The sequence below is a fragment of the Luteimonas viscosa genome, from assembly GCF_008244685.1.
GTDB classification, from domain to species: domain Bacteria; phylum Pseudomonadota; class Gammaproteobacteria; order Xanthomonadales; family Xanthomonadaceae; genus Luteimonas; species Luteimonas viscosa.
In genome coordinates this window covers 1,254,344-1,269,329 of the sequence record NZ_VTFT01000001.1, presented here as the reverse complement: position 1 = coordinate 1,269,329, position 14,986 = coordinate 1,254,344, and the positions used below count along the sequence as shown (strand labels likewise).

Genomic DNA, 14,986 nt, shown 5'->3' with positions numbered 1-14,986 from the left:
CAGGGAGGGCCCGGCGATACTCAGAAGATGTCGAACGCTTCCTCGGCCGGCATGTCGTCGAACTCGAACTCGTTCGCCGCCTGCATGCGATCGAGATCCTCGACCTTGACGTACTCGACAATGCCGCCGCTGGACGTGGTTGGCAGCAACTGCCCCCCGGCCGTGACCGCGACCTGGACCATGCCTTGCGGAGGCTCGTTGGCAGCCAGCGGGACATCCTCCAGGGCCACGCGCATGTAGTCGATCCAGATCGGCAATGCGGCGCGTCCGCCATATTCGCGGTAGCCGAGCGAGCGGTTGTCGTCGCGACCCACCCACACCGAGGTCACCAGGTTGCCGCCGAAGCCGGAGAACCAGGCGTCGCGATGGTCGTTGGTGGAGCCGGTCTTGCCGCCGACGTCTTCGCGGCCGAGTACCCTTGCCGCGGTGCCGGTGCCGCGCTGGACCACGTCGCGCATCATCGAGACCAGCTGGTAGGCCACGCGCTCGTCGATCGCGCGCGGGGCGAGGATCGCGTCTTCCGCAAGTTCCTCCGGTTCGGCCCCGGTCCCGGCTTCGTCGCCGTCGGCGCCGGGTGCGGTCGTCACCGGTGCGGGCCGCGCCGGACCCAGGTCGAAGCCGTCCACCACGTTCGCGCGCGCCACCTGGATCGCACGGTTGCCGGCGCCGCAGCCGCGGCACGCCACCGGCGGGTTTTCCTTGAAGACGACCTCGCCGTTGCGGTCCCGCACTTCGTCGATGAACCACGGCGTGATGCGGAAACCGCCGTTGGCGAACACCGCATAGCCCCTCGCGACCGAAAGCGGCGACAGCGACGGCGTGCCCAGCGAGATCGAGAGGTTGGGCGGCAGTTCCGCTTCCTCGAAACCGAAATGGCTGATATAGCGGCGTGCATAGTCGACGCCGATCGCGTCGAGCAGGCGCACCGAGACCAGGTTGCGCGAGCGCACCAGCGCCTCGCGCAGGCGCATCGGGCCGGCGAAGCGGCCATCGTCGTTCTGCGGGCGCCAGTCCTGCCCGCGGCGCATCCGGAACACGACCGGTGCATCGAGCACGATCGAGGCCGGGTTGAACCCGCGCTCGAACGCGGCCGCATAGATGAAGGGCTTGAAGCTCGACCCGGGCTGCCGGCGCGCCTGGGTGGTGCGGTTGAACTTGTTGCCGGCATAGCTGAAGCCGCCCACCAGCGCGCGAAGCGCCCCGGTGTCGGGTTCCAGGGACACCAGCGTGGCCTGCGCCCGCGGCAGCTGATCGAGTTGCCAGCTGATGGCGGGCGGCGCGTCGGCTGCGGCATCTTCCCCGTCGGCGGCCTGCGCAGCCGGTTTGGCCGGGGTCTCGATGCGCTTCACGCGTACCAGCTCGCCGCGCGCGAGCAGGGCGGCCGGGTGCTTGCCGGTCCAGCGGCTGCTGGCGGCATCGAGCGTCACCGTGGTGCCGTCGGCGAGCACCACGTCGGCGGTCGCGTTGCCGGTGCCCAGCACGATCGCCGGCATCAGGCCGCTCTGGGCCGGGATCCCGCGCAGGCGGGCGGCGACGGTGGCGGGATCTTCGTCGGGGGCGAGTTCGAACACCTGCTCGGGCTTTCCGGTCCAGCCGTGGCGATGGTCGTAGACCGCCAGCCCGCTGCGCACGGCGGCGTCCGCGGCGGTCTGCAGCACCGGGTCGATGGTGGTGGTGACGTGGTAGCCCTTGGTCAGGACGTCGCCGCCGAAACGCGCCTCCATTTCCTGGCGCACCATCTCCGCCACGTAGGGCGCATAGGCCTCCACCGGCCGTTCGTGCGGCTTGGCGTGCATCGGCACCGCGCGCGCCTGCCGGTATTCGGCCTCGCTGATGAAATCGAGTTCGCGCATGCGTGCCAGCACATAGTCGTCACGGCGCTGGCGCGCCCGGGTGGGATTGCTCAGCGGGTTGCCGCTGGAGGGAAACTTGGGGATGGCGGCCAATGACGCCATCTCGTCCAGGTCGAGTTCGGCCAGGGTCTTGCCGTAGTAGAACTCGGCCGCGGCGACCACGCCGTAGGAGCGATTGCCGAAGAAGCTCTTGTTGAGGTAGAGCTCGAAGATCTCGTCCTTGCTCAGTTCCTGCTCCATCTTCCGGGCGAGCAGCATCTCGGCGAACTTGCGGGTGTAGCTGACTTCCGGGCTGAGGTAGAACTGGCGCGCCACCTGCTGGGTGATGGTCGAACCGCCGGGCACGCCTTCCTTCGAGCCGGTCTTGGCGATCAGCCAGATCGCGCGCGCCACGCCCTTGTAGTCGACGCCGCCGTGCTCGTAGAAGCGCGCGTCCTCGGTGGCGAGGAAGGCCTGCTTGAGCCGTTCGGGCACGTCCTCGATCCGCACCGGGTAGCGGCGCATCTCGCCGAACAGCGCGATCAGCTTGCCGTCGCGCGAGTAGACGTACATCGGCTCCTGCATCTCGACGTCGCGCAGGCTCTGCACCTCGGGCAGCTTCGAGGACACCGTGTAGTACACGAGTCCGCCGACGGCCGCGGCGGCCAGTCCGAGCACCACGCAGGCGAGCAGGGCCCAGCGCAGGAAGCGGAGCAGGGGACGGGATTTCTTCCGGGGCGGCCGGGGGTCGGGACTGGACATAGGCGCGCAAGTATAGAGGGAGCCGTTGCCGACCTTGCCGGGCCGGCCACCCCGGATGCGGCATGCGCGGCGGGTCGGCACGGACTTTGCGTCGGGTGTCGCGGAAGGGCAGGGTTGGCCCCAACCCGGGCATTCCGGCACGCTCTGGTGAATCGATAGTTGCCACCGGATGAAAAGTCCGTTATTTAATGCTCCGGGGCACGTTGCGCACGTAAGCGCCCGTGACAAAGGGGAAAAACGTGGGGCTGATCACAAAAAGTCAAGCACCGCTTGTCGGCGTCGACATTAGTTCGACCGCGGTCAAGCTGCTGCAGTTGTCGCGCTCCGGGGACCGCTATCGGGTCGAGCATTACGCCGTCGAGCCCCTGCCGCCCAATGCGGTGGTGGAGAAGAACATCGTCGAGGTCGAGGCGGTGGGCGAGGCGATCAGGCGCGCGGTCTCGCGTTCGGGCACCAAGGCGAAGTTCGCGGCTGCCGCGGTTTCCGGCTCGGCGGTCATCACCAAGATCATCCCGATGCCGGCCGACCTCGACGACGACGACATGGAATCCCAGGTCGAACTCGAGGCGATCAACTACATCCCGTACCCGATCGAGGAAGTGAACCTCGATTTCGAGGTGCTGGGCGGCATGCCCGGCAACACCGAGATGGTGCAGGTACTGCTGGCGGCATCGCGCTCGGAGAATGTCGAGATGCGCGCCTCCGCGCTCGAGCTCGGCGGCCTGACCGCGAAAGTCGTCGACGTCGAGGCCTTCGCGATCGAGAACGCGTTCGGCCTGCTCGCGAACACGCTCAACATCCCGCGCGACGGGATCGTCGCCCTGGTGGATGTCGGCGCGACCATGACCACGCTCAACATCCTGCGCAACGGACGCAGCCTGTATGCGCGCGAACAGGTGTTCGGCGGCAAGCAGCTGACCGACGAGGTCATGCGCCGCTACGGGCTGAGCTACGAGGAGGCGGGCCTGGCCAAGCGCCAGGGCGGCCTGCCCGAGAGTTACGAGATCGAGGTGCTCGAGCCGTTCAAGGAGGCCCTGGTCCAGCAGATCAGCCGCCTGCTGCAGTTCTTCTACGCCGGCAGCGAGTTCAACCGGGTCGACCAGATCGTGCTGGCGGGCGGTTGCGCCTCGATCCCCGGCATCGCCGAGATGGTCGAGGAGCAGCTCGGCGTGCAGACCGTCATCGCCAATCCGCTGGCGCAGATGACCCTCGGCTCGCGGGTGCAGGCACATGCGCTCGCGCAGGACGCCCCGGCCCTGATGATCGCCTGCGGCCTGGCCCTGAGGAGCTTCGACTGATGGCCCGGATCAACCTACTCCCGTGGCGCGCCGAGCGCCGCAAGCAGCGCCAGAAGGACTTCGGCGTGATGCTGGCGCTGGCGGCCCTGGCCGGTCTGGCGCTGTGGTTCCTGTTCAACATGTACTACAACGCGCAGATCTCCGGGCAGCAGGAGCGCAACGCCTACCTGGAAGCGCAGATCGCCGAGGTCGACACCAAGATCGTCGAGATCGACGAACTCGACCGGCAGCGGGCACGGCTGCTGGCGCGCAAGGAGGTGATCGAACAGCTGCAGGCCAACCGCTCGCAGATGGTCCACCTGTTCGATTCGCTGGTGCGCACCATTCCCGACGGCGTGATCCTGACGACGATCAAGCAGGAAGGCGAGAAGCTGACGCTGGAGGGGCGCTCGCAGTCCAACTCGCGCGTCAGCACCTACATGCGCAATCTCGAGGGTTCGGGCTGGATGACCAAGCCGGACCTGTCGATCATCGAGGCGCGCGACGGCGTCGCCGGCCTGCCGTACAGCTTCAGCCTGTCGGTCCAGCTGGCCAACCCCAACGCGCCGAAGGACGAGGATGGCGACGGCATCCCCGACCCGGTGCCTCCGGTCAATGCCGAGCCGGCGGCGCCGGCCGATGCGCCTGCCGATGCGGCGGCGGCTTCGGCCGCTCCGGCCGCTGAAGCGCTCGCGGATGAGCCTGCGGCCGAACCTGCCGCGGAGCCTGCGGCGACGACTGCGCCTGCCGAAGGAGCTGCCCAGTGAACAAGAAGAAGGTTTCGCTGCGTGAGCTCGACTTCAACAACATGGGCGCGTGGCCGCGCGAGTACAAGATCGGCTTCTGCGTGCTGATCGGCCTGCTGATCTTCGGCCTGCTCTGGTACCTGGTGACGCGACCGAAGGGAACGGAACTCAAGGGGCTGGAGCGCACCGAATCCGAGCTCCGGGCCGATTTCGAGGAGAAGCAGGGGCGGGCCGCCAACCTCGAGCCGCTCAAGCAGCAACTGGTGCAGATGGAGCAGCAGCTGCAGCAGATGCTGCGGCAGCTGCCCAGCCGCACGGAGATGCCCGCGCTGATCAACGACATTTCACAGACCGCGCTGGCCACGGGTATCAGCAACGAGCTGTTCAAGCCGGGTCCGGAGGCGCCCAAGGAGTTCTACGCCGAGAAGCCGATCGAACTGAAGATGGTGGGGACCTATCACCAGTTCGGCGCGTTCGTCAGCGGCGTGGCTTCGCTGCCGCGGGTGGTGATCATGACGATGCACGACATTTCGCTGCGTCCGCGTGGCGCGAGCGGCGACGCACCGGCGGCGATCGGGCCCAATTCGAGCCTGGAGCTCGCGGGCACGGTCAAGACCTATCGCTATCTCGACGAAGAAGAGGCCGCCGCTCAGGAAGAGGCCGCGGCCGCGGCTGCCGGGGGGGCACGCTGACATGCGCAGGACGTCGAATACCACCGGGACGATCGCGGCATGCGTGCTGGTCCTGGCGCTCGCAGGTTGCGTGCGCGGAATCACCAGTACGCCAGGCGAGGCACCGAACCTCGAGGAGTGGGTCGCCAACGTGAAGGCGCGTCCAGCGCCACCGCTCGACCCGCTGCCGGTCATGCAACAGTTCGAGACCTTCGAGTACGCGGCGCAGGATCTTCGCGATCCCTTCAGCGCCGTGTTCAGCGACGACGGCAGCGGCAGCGGTCCGAGGCCGGATTCCAACCGCCGCAAGCAGACGCTCGAGCAGTTCCCGCTGGACAGCCTCGACATGGTGGGCACGCTGCATACCGGGCCGGGCATGGTCGCGCTGGTGATGGCGCCCGACAAGGTGACCTATCGCGTGTCGGCCGGCGTCTACATGGGCCAGAACGACGGCCGGGTGACCAGCGTGCATGAAGATAGAATCGATCTCGTCGAACTCGTGCCGGATGGCGCTGGCGGCTGGCTGGAACGGCCGGCTTCGGTTGCGCTCGAAGACAATTGATCAGGGGAAGTCAAAGATGATCGTCACCAAAGTGCGTAATCCGCAACCGACCCGGCAGGCCGTCACGGTCCAGACGCTGGCGATCGGCCTCTTCGCAGGCCTGCTGTCGGCTTCCGCAGCGGCAGGTGCGCCGGCCGTGCGCGGGCACGCCCCCGGGCTGCTGGCGATCGCGCAGGTCGCGTCCGCGGATCCCGCCAAGCAGGTTCCCGGTGTCGTCTCGGTCTCGGCCGTGGACTTCAAGCGCGGCGACGGCGGTGCCGGCAAGCTGATCCTGCGCTTCGACGGCGACGGCGCGAACCCCGACCTGCGGACCCAGGGATCCAGCGTCATCGTCAACATCGGCAACGCCACGTTGCCGGCTGCGCTGCAGCGACCGCTGAACGTCACCGACTTCGCCACGCCGGTCCAGCGCATCGACGCCCGCCAGGGCGGCGAGGGTGCGCAACTGGTGCTGAGCGCGCAGGGCAACTTCGAGTCGATGGCCTACCAGACCGGTCGCGACTACGTGGTCGAGATCGTGCCGCGTACCTCGACCGCCCCGGATCGTGCCGTCGGTGCCAGCAGTCCAGAGGCGGTCGCATCGACCTCGCAGGCGTCTGCAGCACGTACCTACAGCGGTCGCCCGGTCACGTTCAACTTCCAGGACGTGCCGGTGCGCACCGTGCTGCAGCTGATCGCCGAGGAATCCAACCTCAACATCGTCGCCAGCGATACGGTGACCGGCAACGTGACGCTGCGCCTGATCAATGTGCCCTGGGACCAGGCGCTCGACATCGTCCTGCAGGCGCGCCAGCTCGACAAGCGCCGCAGCGGCAACGTGGTCTGGGTGGCCCCCCAAGTCGAGATCGCAAGCTTCGAGAAGGCGAAGGAAGATGCGCGCCTCGAGCTGGAAGACCGCGCCGAAATGGTCACGGAGTACATCCCGATCAGCTATGGCAACGCAGAAGACATCGCCAAGCTGTTGACCGAGGAGAGCAAGAACAGCATGGGCAGCGGTGGTGGTGGCGGCGGAAGCCAGGGCCAGCAGGAAAGCCGGGGGTTCCTGTCCCGACGCGGCAGCCTGAGCTTCGACCGTCGTACCAATACGCTGCTCGTGATCGACATTCCGCAGCGCGTGTCCGAGATCAAGCGACTCGTCACCATGCTCGACAAGCCGGTGGACCAGGTTGTCATCGAAGCCCGCATCGTGATCGCGACAGAGAGCTTCGCTCGTGACCTCGGTGCGAAGTTCGGCGTCTCGGGCTCGAAGGATCGTGCTTCGTGGGGCGGAGAGCTTACAGGGTCAGGTGCGACTTCCAGTGGATTGAACTTCTCCGCACCTGCCGGCACCGGAGCCGGGTCACTGGCATTCACCATTCTCGGCAATACGATCGACTGGGCTGTCGAACTGTCGGCGCTCCAGGAGGAGGAACGGGGCGAGGTTGTCTCGAATCCACGGATTGTCACAAGCAACCAGAAGGAGGCGATTATCCGCCAGGGGCAGGAGGTGGGTTACCTGACCGTCACTGGTGGTCAGAGCAACAGCATTCCGACGGTGGAGTTCAAGGACGTGCTGCTCGAACTCAAGGTCACCCCGACGATCACCAACGACGGGCGCGTGTTCCTGAACATGGCACTGAAGAAGGACGAGATTGAGGGCTTTGTTTCCGTTGGTGATGGCCTTGGTTCTGTTCCACAGATCAACAAGCGCGAGATCACGACAGCTGTTCTTGTCGAAGACGGGCAGACGGTGTCGATTGGTGGCGTGTACGAGTTCCGCAACCGAAACGAGCTATCAAAGGTCCCGTTCCTGGGCGATCTGCCGATCATCGGCAACTTGTTCAAGCGGCGCGGCCGGAACGACGAAAAGGCTGAGTTGCTGATCTTCGTCACACCCAAGGTGTTGCGCGTCGCCCAGCGCTGACCCGAGCGACCGCCTGGCAAGCAAGGACGGGGCCTTAGGGCCCCGTCTTCGTTTCCGGACCGGTCTGCGCATGCAGGCCGATGGCCTTCGGCACTGAACCATGCGTGGGAACTCTGGTCCAATGCAGGCTGACGCTCACGCCAAGGGCCCCATGGACAGCTCCCGCGACGACATTCCCCGCCTGCACGCCGCATTCGCCGCGCTTCGCCTGGATCTGGCGGGCGAGATCGTCGGCCAGGCGGCCCTGGTCGAACGCCTGCTGGTCGCCCTGCTCGCCGACGGCCACCTGCTGGTGGAAGGCGCGCCCGGGCTGGCGAAGACGACCGCCATCCGCGCGCTGGCCGCCCGGGTCGAGGCCGACTTCGCCCGCGTGCAGTTCACGCCCGACCTGCTGCCGGCCGACCTCACCGGCACCGAGATCTGGCGACCGCAGGACGCGCGGTTCGAATTCGTGCCCGGGCCGATCTTCCATTCGCTGCTGCTCGCCGACGAGATCAACCGCGCACCGGCCAAGGTCCAGTCGGCCCTGCTCGAAGCGATGGGCGAGCGCCAGGTCACCGTGGGCCGCCAGACCTACGCGCTGCCGCCGCTGTTCCTGGTGATGGCGACCCAGAATCCGATCGAGCAGGAAGGCACCTTCCCGCTGCCGGAAGCGCAACTCGATCGCTTCCTGATGCACGTGCGCATCGGCTACCCCGAGATCGACACCGAAACCGAGATCCTGCGGCTCGCCCGCGAACGCGCACGCGCCGCGCTGCAGCCGGTGGCGCGGACCTTCGCGCCGATGCCGCAGGCCGACGTGTTCGCGGCCCGCGCGGCGGTCCTCGACCTGCATGTCGCGCCCGCGGTGGAGCGCTATCTGGTGGAGCTGGTGCTGGCTTCGCGCGACGCGGCCCGCTACGACGCGGCGCTGGCGCGGCGCATCGCCTGGGGCGCGAGTCCGCGCGGTTCGATCGCGCTGGAACGCTGCGCGCGCGCGCATGCCTGGCTGGCGGGACGCGATTTCGTCACCCCGGACGACGTGCGCGCAGTGGCGCCGGACGTGTTGCGCCACCGCGTGCTGCCCAGCTACGAAGCCACCGCCGAGGGGTGGGACGGCGATCGGCTGGTGGCGGAGCTGCTGGCGAAGGTGCCGCTGCCGTGAGCCTCCGGGTCGCACCCGCCCTCGCACCCCGCGGATCGGCATGGGACGGGTTTGCCGACGGGTTCCGCGCTCATGGCATCGGGCCGCATCGCCTGCCGGTGATCCATCGGCGTTTTCCCTGCATGCCGGGCGATCACGCGGAAACGCGCGCCTGAGGCGCGGTCGAGGCGATCCATGGCCTTTCCCGCATCCGGAAACCGCGCGCGACAGGCCGCAGTCGTGCCTCCCGGCACGGACGGCATCGTGCCGACCCTGTCCGAACTCGTCGCACTGCGTGGCGTGGCGCAGGCGCGGCACGTCCCCCGGCGCGGCCGCCTCGGGATCAGCGGCCCGGCGCCGTCGATGCAGCGCGGTCGCGGCATGGAATATGCCGAATCGCGCGAATACGCGCAGGGCGACGATGCGCGCCACATCGACTGGCGCCTGACCGCCCGCAGCGGACGCATGCATACCAAGCTGTTCCACGCCGAGCGCGAACGGCTGAGCCTGATCGTGGCGGACACTTCGCCGGAGCTGTTCTTCGGCACCCGGGTACGCTTCAAGTCCGTCCAGGCCGCGCGCGCGGGCGCGGTCGCTGCGTGGGCGGCGCTGCGCGATGGCGACCGGATCGCGGCGCTGCGTGGTGGTGGTACCGATGCGCTGGTGCCTCCTGCCGGCGGGCCGCGTGGCGTGCTGCGCGTGCTCGATGCCCTGGTGCGCTGGTACGCCAGGCCACCCGGCGACGATGCCGGGCTGTCCGTCGCGCTCGACCGGGCGCGACGGCTGCTGCGCCCCGGCGCGAGGCTGCTGGTGCTGGCAGACGCCGGCAGCGTCGCCCGGGTGCCGGTGGAGACCTGGCCCTCGCTCACCGGCCACCACGAGGTGGTGGTGGTGCTGATCGACGACCCGATCGAGCGCGCACCGCCCGCGCAGCGACTGCCGCTGCTCAGTGCGGGCCGCCGCATCGAGCCCGACCTGGCATCCGCCAGCCAGCGCCGGCGCTGGGAAGCGGCCTTTCCGGGCGCGGCGCTGCAGGCCGCGGAAACGCTGCGCGCGCGGGGTGTCCGGGTCGAAATGCTGTCGGCCGACGCGCCGAGCCAGTCGTGGCTGCCGCAGGTTGGTCGCCGGTGACGCCGGTCGAACTGCCGCTGCGCGACGTGCATGCGCCGGTGGCACCGCCGTGGTGGCCGCCGGCGCCGGGCTGGTGGATCGTGGGCGCAGGATTGCTGGTGGTCGTCGTCGCACTGGCTTGGTGGTCCCTGCGTCGCCGGCACCGGCGGCGGGCGGCAGAACGCCTGTTCGACGAGGCGGTCTCCTCGGCGCCGACGCTTCCGGCGCGGGTCGCGGCGATGTCGGAATTGCTTCGACGGGCCGCGCGCCGCGTCGATGCGGATGCCGCCACGCGCGCGGGCGACGACTGGCTGCAACTGCTCGATCGTGGAATGCCGAACGCCGTTTTCACCGACGGGCCCGGCGCCCTGCTGCGCGATGGTGCCTTCCGTGCCGATGTCGACGCGGAGGCGGTCGAAGCGTTGCGCATGGTCGCGCGAGCGCGCTTCCTCGAGTGGATGGAGCGGCGCGGATGATCGCATCGGCCGCCGACTGGGTCGCCACGCTGTTCGCCGGCTTCGCCTGGCCGTGGGTGCTGTTCGCGTTGCCGTTGCCGTGGCTGGCGCGCTGGAGCCTGCCGCCGGTCCGGCAGGACCAGCCTGCGTTGCGCGTGCCCTGGGGCAGTCGCCTGGATGGCATCGTGCGCCAGGGCGCGACGCGCGGCGTGCGGCGCATGCCCCTGCTGGCGTGGCTGGCATGGACGCTGCTGTGCATCGCGGCCGCGCGGCCGCAGCAACTGGGCGAGGTGGTGCAGCCACCGGCTTCCGCGCGCGACCTGATGCTGGCGGTCGACCTGTCGGGCAGCATGGGCGAGGAGGACATGCGCCTGGGCGGTCGCGTGGTCGACCGCCTGACCGCGGCCAAGGCGGTGATCGCCGACTTCCTCGACCGTCGCGCGGGCGACCGTGTCGGCCTGATCGTGTTCGGCCAGCGTGCCTACGCGCTGTCGCCGCTGACCCTGGACCGCGACAGCGTACGCGACCAGCTGCTCGACAGCGTGGTCGGCCTGGCCGGACGCGAGACCGCGCTTGGCGACGCGATCGCGCTCGCGGTCAAACGCCTGCGCGGGCAGGAGCGGGGGCAGCGGGTCCTGGTCCTGCTCACGGATGGCGTCAACACCGCGGGGCAGATCGATCCGGCCAAGGCCGCCGAACTCGCGCGCGACCACGACGTGCGCATCCACACCATCGCCTTCGGCGGCGACGGTGATGCGATGTCGCTGTTCGGCGTCCCGTTGCCGGGCAACGAGGTGGAGATCGACGAGGCGGCGCTCCAGCGCATCGCGGCAGCCACCGGCGGCCGGGCGTTCCGCGCGCGCGATGCCGATGAGCTCGCCGGCATCTATACCGAGATCGATCGCCTGGAACCGGTTGCGCGACCCGGCCAGCAGTTGCGCCCGAGGGTCGAACGCTATCCGTGGCCGCTGGCGGGCGCGCTGCTGGCAGGCCTGCTGGCGCTGCTGCGCCTGCCGGACACGGGCGGGTGGCGCAAGGGTGGCGGGGCGCGTCGCGTGGACGCGGAGGCGGGCGCATGAGCGGGCTGCTGTCGCAGCTGCATTTCCTGCGCCCGCAGTGGTTCTGGGCGTTGCTCGCACTGCCGCTGCTGGCGGCCTGGTGGCAATGGCAGCGGCGCCGCGCGAGCGTCTGGCGCGCGCACGTCGATCCGCACCTGTTGCCACACCTCGTCGAAGGGGGCGTCTCGCGACGCGGCGTCGGCGGGTTGCTGGCACGGCTGCTGGCGTGGACGCTGGCGGTGGCGGCGCTCGCAGGCCCGAGCTGGCGCCAGGGCGAAGTGCCGCTGCAGCAGCACGGGCGTGCCCTGGTGGTCGTGCTCGACCTGTCGGACGCGATGCTCGCCGCCGACCTCCCGCCATCGCGCCTGCTGCAGGCGCGGGCGAAGCTGGCGACCCTGCTGCGCGAACGCACCGGGGGCGACGTCGCGCTGGTCGCGTTTTCCGACGATGCCTACACCGTCGCGCCGCTCACCGAAGACTCCGCCAACGTGGCGATCTTCCTCGATGCGCTGGCCCCGGACGTGATGCCGGTCGACGGCCATCGCCCCGATCGCGCGATCCACCATGCGATGACTTTGTTGGCGCAGGCCGGCTATCACGATGGCGACATCCTGCTGCTGGCCCACCGGGGCGACGAGGCTGCGGTCGCGGCGGCGGCGCGTGCGCGTGCCGCGGGGCTGCGCGTATCCGCGCTCGGCCTCGGCAGGCCCGGCGGCGCCACCTACCGAGCACGAGATGGCAGCCTGCGGTCATCGCGCCTGGATGCGGGATCGCTGCGTCGGGTCGCCGTGGCGGGTGGTGGCCACTACGCCGCCCTGTCGACGGACGATGGCGACCTCGCTGCGCTCGACGTGCTGTCGCCTGGCGTGGGCACTGGCGCGGCCTCGCGCAGCGGCGCGGATGCGCGGGTCTGGCGCGACGAGGGCTACTGGTTGCTGCTCCCGCTGCTGTTGCTGGGTCTGCTGGCGTTCCGCCGCGGGGCCGCGTTCGCCGTGCTCGCCGCCTGCCTGCTGCTGCCGCTGCCCGAGGCGTACGCCGCCGCGCCCGTGGCCGGCAATGCCTGGCGTCGTGCCGACCAGGTCGAGCACCAGCGCATGCGCGAAGGCCTCGATGCCTACCGCGCCGGCAGGCACGACGATGCAGAGCGCGCCTGGCGCGACCTTCCCGGGGCGGACGCGGCCTACAACCGTGGCAACGCGCTGGCGAAGGCCGGGCGCTACGAGGAAGCGATCGCCGCATACGACGACGCCCTCGAACGCCAGCCGGGCATGGAGGATGCGATCGCCAACCGGGCCCTGGTCGAGGCCGCGATGCGACGGCAGCCGCCCCCGGGCGCCGGCCAACCGCGACAGCAACCCGGCGCGGACGAGGACAAGGCGGGTGAAGGCGAAGCCGGTGGCGAGGATTCCTCTGCGTCGCAGCAGGAAGGCGCGCAGCCCGGCGATGGCAGCGGCGACCGGTCCGACCCGCCGCCGCGGGCGCCGCAAGGCGATACCTCGCGCGCGGGCGAGCGCGAACACACCCAGGCTCCGCCGTCGTCGCAAGGCGAAGGCGATGCCGGGCAGCGAGACGCCTACGCGGCGCAACGCCAGCGCATGCAGCAGGCGCTGCGACAGGCCGGAACGCCGGCGGACGACGGCGATACCATCGAAGGCGACCCGGATCGCGCCGAGACCGAGGCCGAACGCGAGCGTCGCCAGGCCGGCGAAGCCTGGCTGCAGCGCGTGCCCGACGATCCGGGAGGGCTGTTGCGCGCGCGTTTCCGGCTCGAATACGAGCGTCGCAATGGACCCGGGAGCACGCCATGACACCACGCGCCACCATGCGTTGGATCTGCGCATGCCTGCTGCTGGCCGCATGCACCGTGCAGGCGCAGGCGGCCACGCGTGCATGGCTGGATCGCGACCGCATCGAGGTCGGCGAGACCGCGACGCTCAACATCGAGACCGACCAGGCGACCGCGCAGATCCCCGATTTCGCCGAACTCGTGCCGGATTTCGTGCTCAGCGGGCACAGCAGCAGCCGCGGCATCGAGGTGGACAACGGCCGGCGCCGCGCGCGCGTGCTGTTCGCGGTGGCGCTCCGGCCCCGGCGCGAGGGACTGATGACCGTGCCGGCGCTGCGCGTGGGCGGCGAGACCACTGCGCCGCTGGCGCTCACCGTCGTGCCCGCTTCCACCGCGCCTGCGCGCGCAGGGGAGCCGGTCTTCATCGAAGGCGAGGCCGACAGCCAGGATCCCTACGTCCAGCAGTCGGTTGGCTATACCCTGCGGCTCTACTACGCCACGCCGCTGGTGTCGGGCCAGCTCGACCAGCCCGCGCCCGACGGTGCCGCGCTGCAGCGCGTCGGCAGCGACCTGCAGTACAGCCGCGAACTCGGCGGGCGACGCTACACCGTGGTCGAGCGCCGGTTCGTGATCGTGCCCGAGCGCAGCGGGACGCTGACCATTCCCGGCGCGCGCTTCGAAGGCACCGGGGTGGGCGGCTTCTTCGACGACATGTTCGGCGACGGACGCCGCGCGCTGCGCGCGAACGGCGCGCCGCGCATCCTGCAGGTGCGCCCGGTGCCGGATGCCGCGCCGCAACCCTGGCTGCCGCTGCACGGCATGGAGCTGCGCTACCTCGCCACGCCGCAATCGCTGCGCGCCGGCGAGGCGGCGACGATCGATGTCGAACTGGTCGCCGACGGTGCCGCGGCGAGCCAGCTGCCGGAACTGCAGCTGCCGGTGGGCGACGGCGCGCAGATGTTTCCCGAGCCGCCGCAGGTCGACGAGAGCTTCGAGCGTGGGCGGCTGCGGACGAAGGTGACGCGCCGGTTCGCGGTCGTGCCGGCACGCGAAGGCGCGCTGCGCATCGCCGGGCCGCGCCAGGCCTGGTGGGATGTGCGCGCGGGGATCGCGCGCACCGCGTCGCTGCCCGATCTCGAACTGGAGGTTGCGGCAGGCGCGGCCTCGGGAGCGGCGGTCGACGACGGCGCGCACGAGGCGTTCGATGCGGCCCGCGGCGAGAACGACGCCTTGCGCCGCTGGGGCGCATGGCCGTGGCTGGCCCTGGCATTCGCGCTGCTGTGGCTGGGTACGCTGGCGTGGGCGCTGCGCAGGCAGGCGGCCGGGTGGACCGGAACGACACCAGCCGCGCCGGCCCCGGGTGCAGCGGAGCCCACCGCACCCGTCACCTCGCTGCGCGACCTGGCGCGCGTGCTGCAGGTGGGCGATCCGGCGGAAGTCGAACACGCCCTGTGCGCGCTCGCATCGCCGCCGGCCGCTCACCTCGACGCACTGGCGGAGCGGCTCGCCGACCCGGTGCAACGCGATGCGATCGCCTCCCTGCAGCAGGCGCGCTGGGCGGACGGCGACATGGCCGCCGCGCGCGCCCACCTGCGGGAGGCCTTCGCCCGCGGCCCGCGCTGGCTCGAACCCGCATCGACGGCCGGGGCGCGAGCGTCGCTGTTGCCGCCGCTCTATCCCCGCCGGCCAGGGCGATGAAGC

The 14,986-nt window shown here is 70.2% G+C and carries 12 protein-coding genes; 11 read left to right on the top strand and 1 reads right to left on the bottom strand.

Translation table 11 applies throughout. The features are described from left to right. Nucleotides 1-20: 20 nt before the first annotated feature. Nucleotides 21-2,594 carry a penicillin-binding protein 1A gene (locus FZO89_RS05760; protein ID WP_149102346.1) on the bottom strand — a complete coding sequence of 858 codons (2,574 nt, stop codon included), beginning with the start codon at nt 2,592-2,594 and terminating at the stop codon, nt 21-23. 239 nt (nt 2,595-2,833) lie between these two features. Between FZO89_RS05760 and FZO89_RS05755 the strand changes: the two genes are divergently transcribed. The 11 genes from FZO89_RS05755 (at nt 2,834) to FZO89_RS05705 (ending at nt 14,983) form a co-directional block, all read left to right on the top strand. Beyond that, entirely contained in the window at nt 2,834-3,892 is a 1,059-nt protein-coding gene (locus FZO89_RS05755) for a pilus assembly protein PilM (protein ID WP_149104062.1), read from the top strand. After that, nucleotides 3,892-4,638 carry a PilN domain-containing protein gene (locus FZO89_RS05750; protein WP_149102345.1) on the top strand — a complete coding sequence of 249 codons (747 nt, stop codon included), beginning with the start codon at nt 3,892-3,894 and terminating at the stop codon, nt 4,636-4,638. Before FZO89_RS05755 ends, FZO89_RS05750 begins: the two co-directional genes overlap by 1 nt. Then, on the top strand, nt 4,635-5,309 hold the full coding sequence (locus tag FZO89_RS05745) for a type IV pilus inner membrane component PilO (protein WP_149102344.1): 675 nt from the start codon (nt 4,635-4,637) through the stop codon (nt 5,307-5,309). The genes FZO89_RS05750 and FZO89_RS05745 overlap by 4 nt, the downstream gene beginning before the upstream one ends. A gap of 1 nt (nt 5,310) precedes the next feature. Next, complete coding sequence (locus FZO89_RS05740) at nt 5,311-5,850, top strand: pilus assembly protein PilP (protein WP_149102343.1); 540 nt, start codon at nt 5,311-5,313, stop codon at nt 5,848-5,850. A gap of 16 nt (nt 5,851-5,866) precedes the next feature. After that, nucleotides 5,867-7,753 (top strand): type IV pilus secretin PilQ, encoded by a 1,887-nt coding sequence (locus FZO89_RS05735; protein ID WP_149102342.1) that lies wholly within the window; start codon nt 5,867-5,869, stop codon nt 7,751-7,753. A 151-nt stretch (nt 7,754-7,904) separates the two neighbouring features. Further along, on the top strand, nt 7,905-8,897 hold the full coding sequence (locus tag FZO89_RS05730; protein WP_149102341.1) for an AAA family ATPase: 993 nt from the start codon (nt 7,905-7,907) through the stop codon (nt 8,895-8,897). A gap of 174 nt (nt 8,898-9,071) precedes the next feature. Then, nucleotides 9,072-10,007 (top strand): DUF58 domain-containing protein, encoded by a 936-nt coding sequence (locus FZO89_RS05725; protein WP_149102340.1) that lies wholly within the window; start codon nt 9,072-9,074, stop codon nt 10,005-10,007. Beyond that, a complete protein-coding gene (locus FZO89_RS05720) occupies nt 9,980-10,462 on the top strand; it encodes a DUF4381 family protein (RefSeq protein WP_425480423.1) in 483 nt (160 codons plus the stop codon). The genes FZO89_RS05725 and FZO89_RS05720 overlap by 28 nt, the downstream gene beginning before the upstream one ends. Continuing rightward, nucleotides 10,459-11,520 carry a vWA domain-containing protein gene (locus FZO89_RS05715; RefSeq protein ID WP_149102339.1) on the top strand — a complete coding sequence of 354 codons (1,062 nt, stop codon included), beginning with the start codon at nt 10,459-10,461 and terminating at the stop codon, nt 11,518-11,520. The genes FZO89_RS05720 and FZO89_RS05715 overlap by 4 nt, the downstream gene beginning before the upstream one ends. After that, nucleotides 11,517-13,307, top strand: a complete 1,791-nt coding sequence (locus FZO89_RS05710; RefSeq protein WP_149102338.1) for a VWA domain-containing protein — start codon at nt 11,517-11,519, stop codon at nt 13,305-13,307. Before FZO89_RS05715 ends, FZO89_RS05710 begins: the two co-directional genes overlap by 4 nt. After that, complete coding sequence (locus FZO89_RS05705; RefSeq protein ID WP_262378542.1) at nt 13,304-14,983, top strand: BatD family protein; 1,680 nt, start codon at nt 13,304-13,306, stop codon at nt 14,981-14,983. The genes FZO89_RS05710 and FZO89_RS05705 overlap by 4 nt, the downstream gene beginning before the upstream one ends. Nucleotides 14,984-14,986 lie beyond the last annotated feature (3 nt).

Excerpts from the sequence above, each read along its gene's own strand:
- FZO89_RS05760 (WP_149102346.1), bottom strand. The coding sequence starts at position 2,594 with ATGTCCAGTCCCGACCCCCGGCCGCCCCGGAAGAAATCCCGTCCCCTG.
- FZO89_RS05750 (WP_149102345.1), top strand. The coding sequence starts at position 3,892 with ATGGCCCGGATCAACCTACTCCCGTGGCGCGCCGAGCGCCGCAAGCAG.
- FZO89_RS05740 (WP_149102343.1), top strand. The coding sequence starts at position 5,311 with ATGCGCAGGACGTCGAATACCACCGGGACGATCGCGGCATGCGTGCTG.
- FZO89_RS05735 (WP_149102342.1), top strand. The coding sequence starts at position 5,867 with ATGATCGTCACCAAAGTGCGTAATCCGCAACCGACCCGGCAGGCCGTC.
- FZO89_RS05730 (WP_149102341.1), top strand. The coding sequence starts at position 7,905 with ATGGACAGCTCCCGCGACGACATTCCCCGCCTGCACGCCGCATTCGCC.
- FZO89_RS05725 (WP_149102340.1), top strand. The coding sequence starts at position 9,072 with ATGGCCTTTCCCGCATCCGGAAACCGCGCGCGACAGGCCGCAGTCGTG.
- FZO89_RS05715 (WP_149102339.1), top strand. The coding sequence starts at position 10,459 with ATGATCGCATCGGCCGCCGACTGGGTCGCCACGCTGTTCGCCGGCTTC.
- FZO89_RS05710 (WP_149102338.1), top strand. The coding sequence starts at position 11,517 with ATGAGCGGGCTGCTGTCGCAGCTGCATTTCCTGCGCCCGCAGTGGTTC.
- FZO89_RS05705 (WP_262378542.1), top strand. The coding sequence starts at position 13,304 with ATGACACCACGCGCCACCATGCGTTGGATCTGCGCATGCCTGCTGCTG.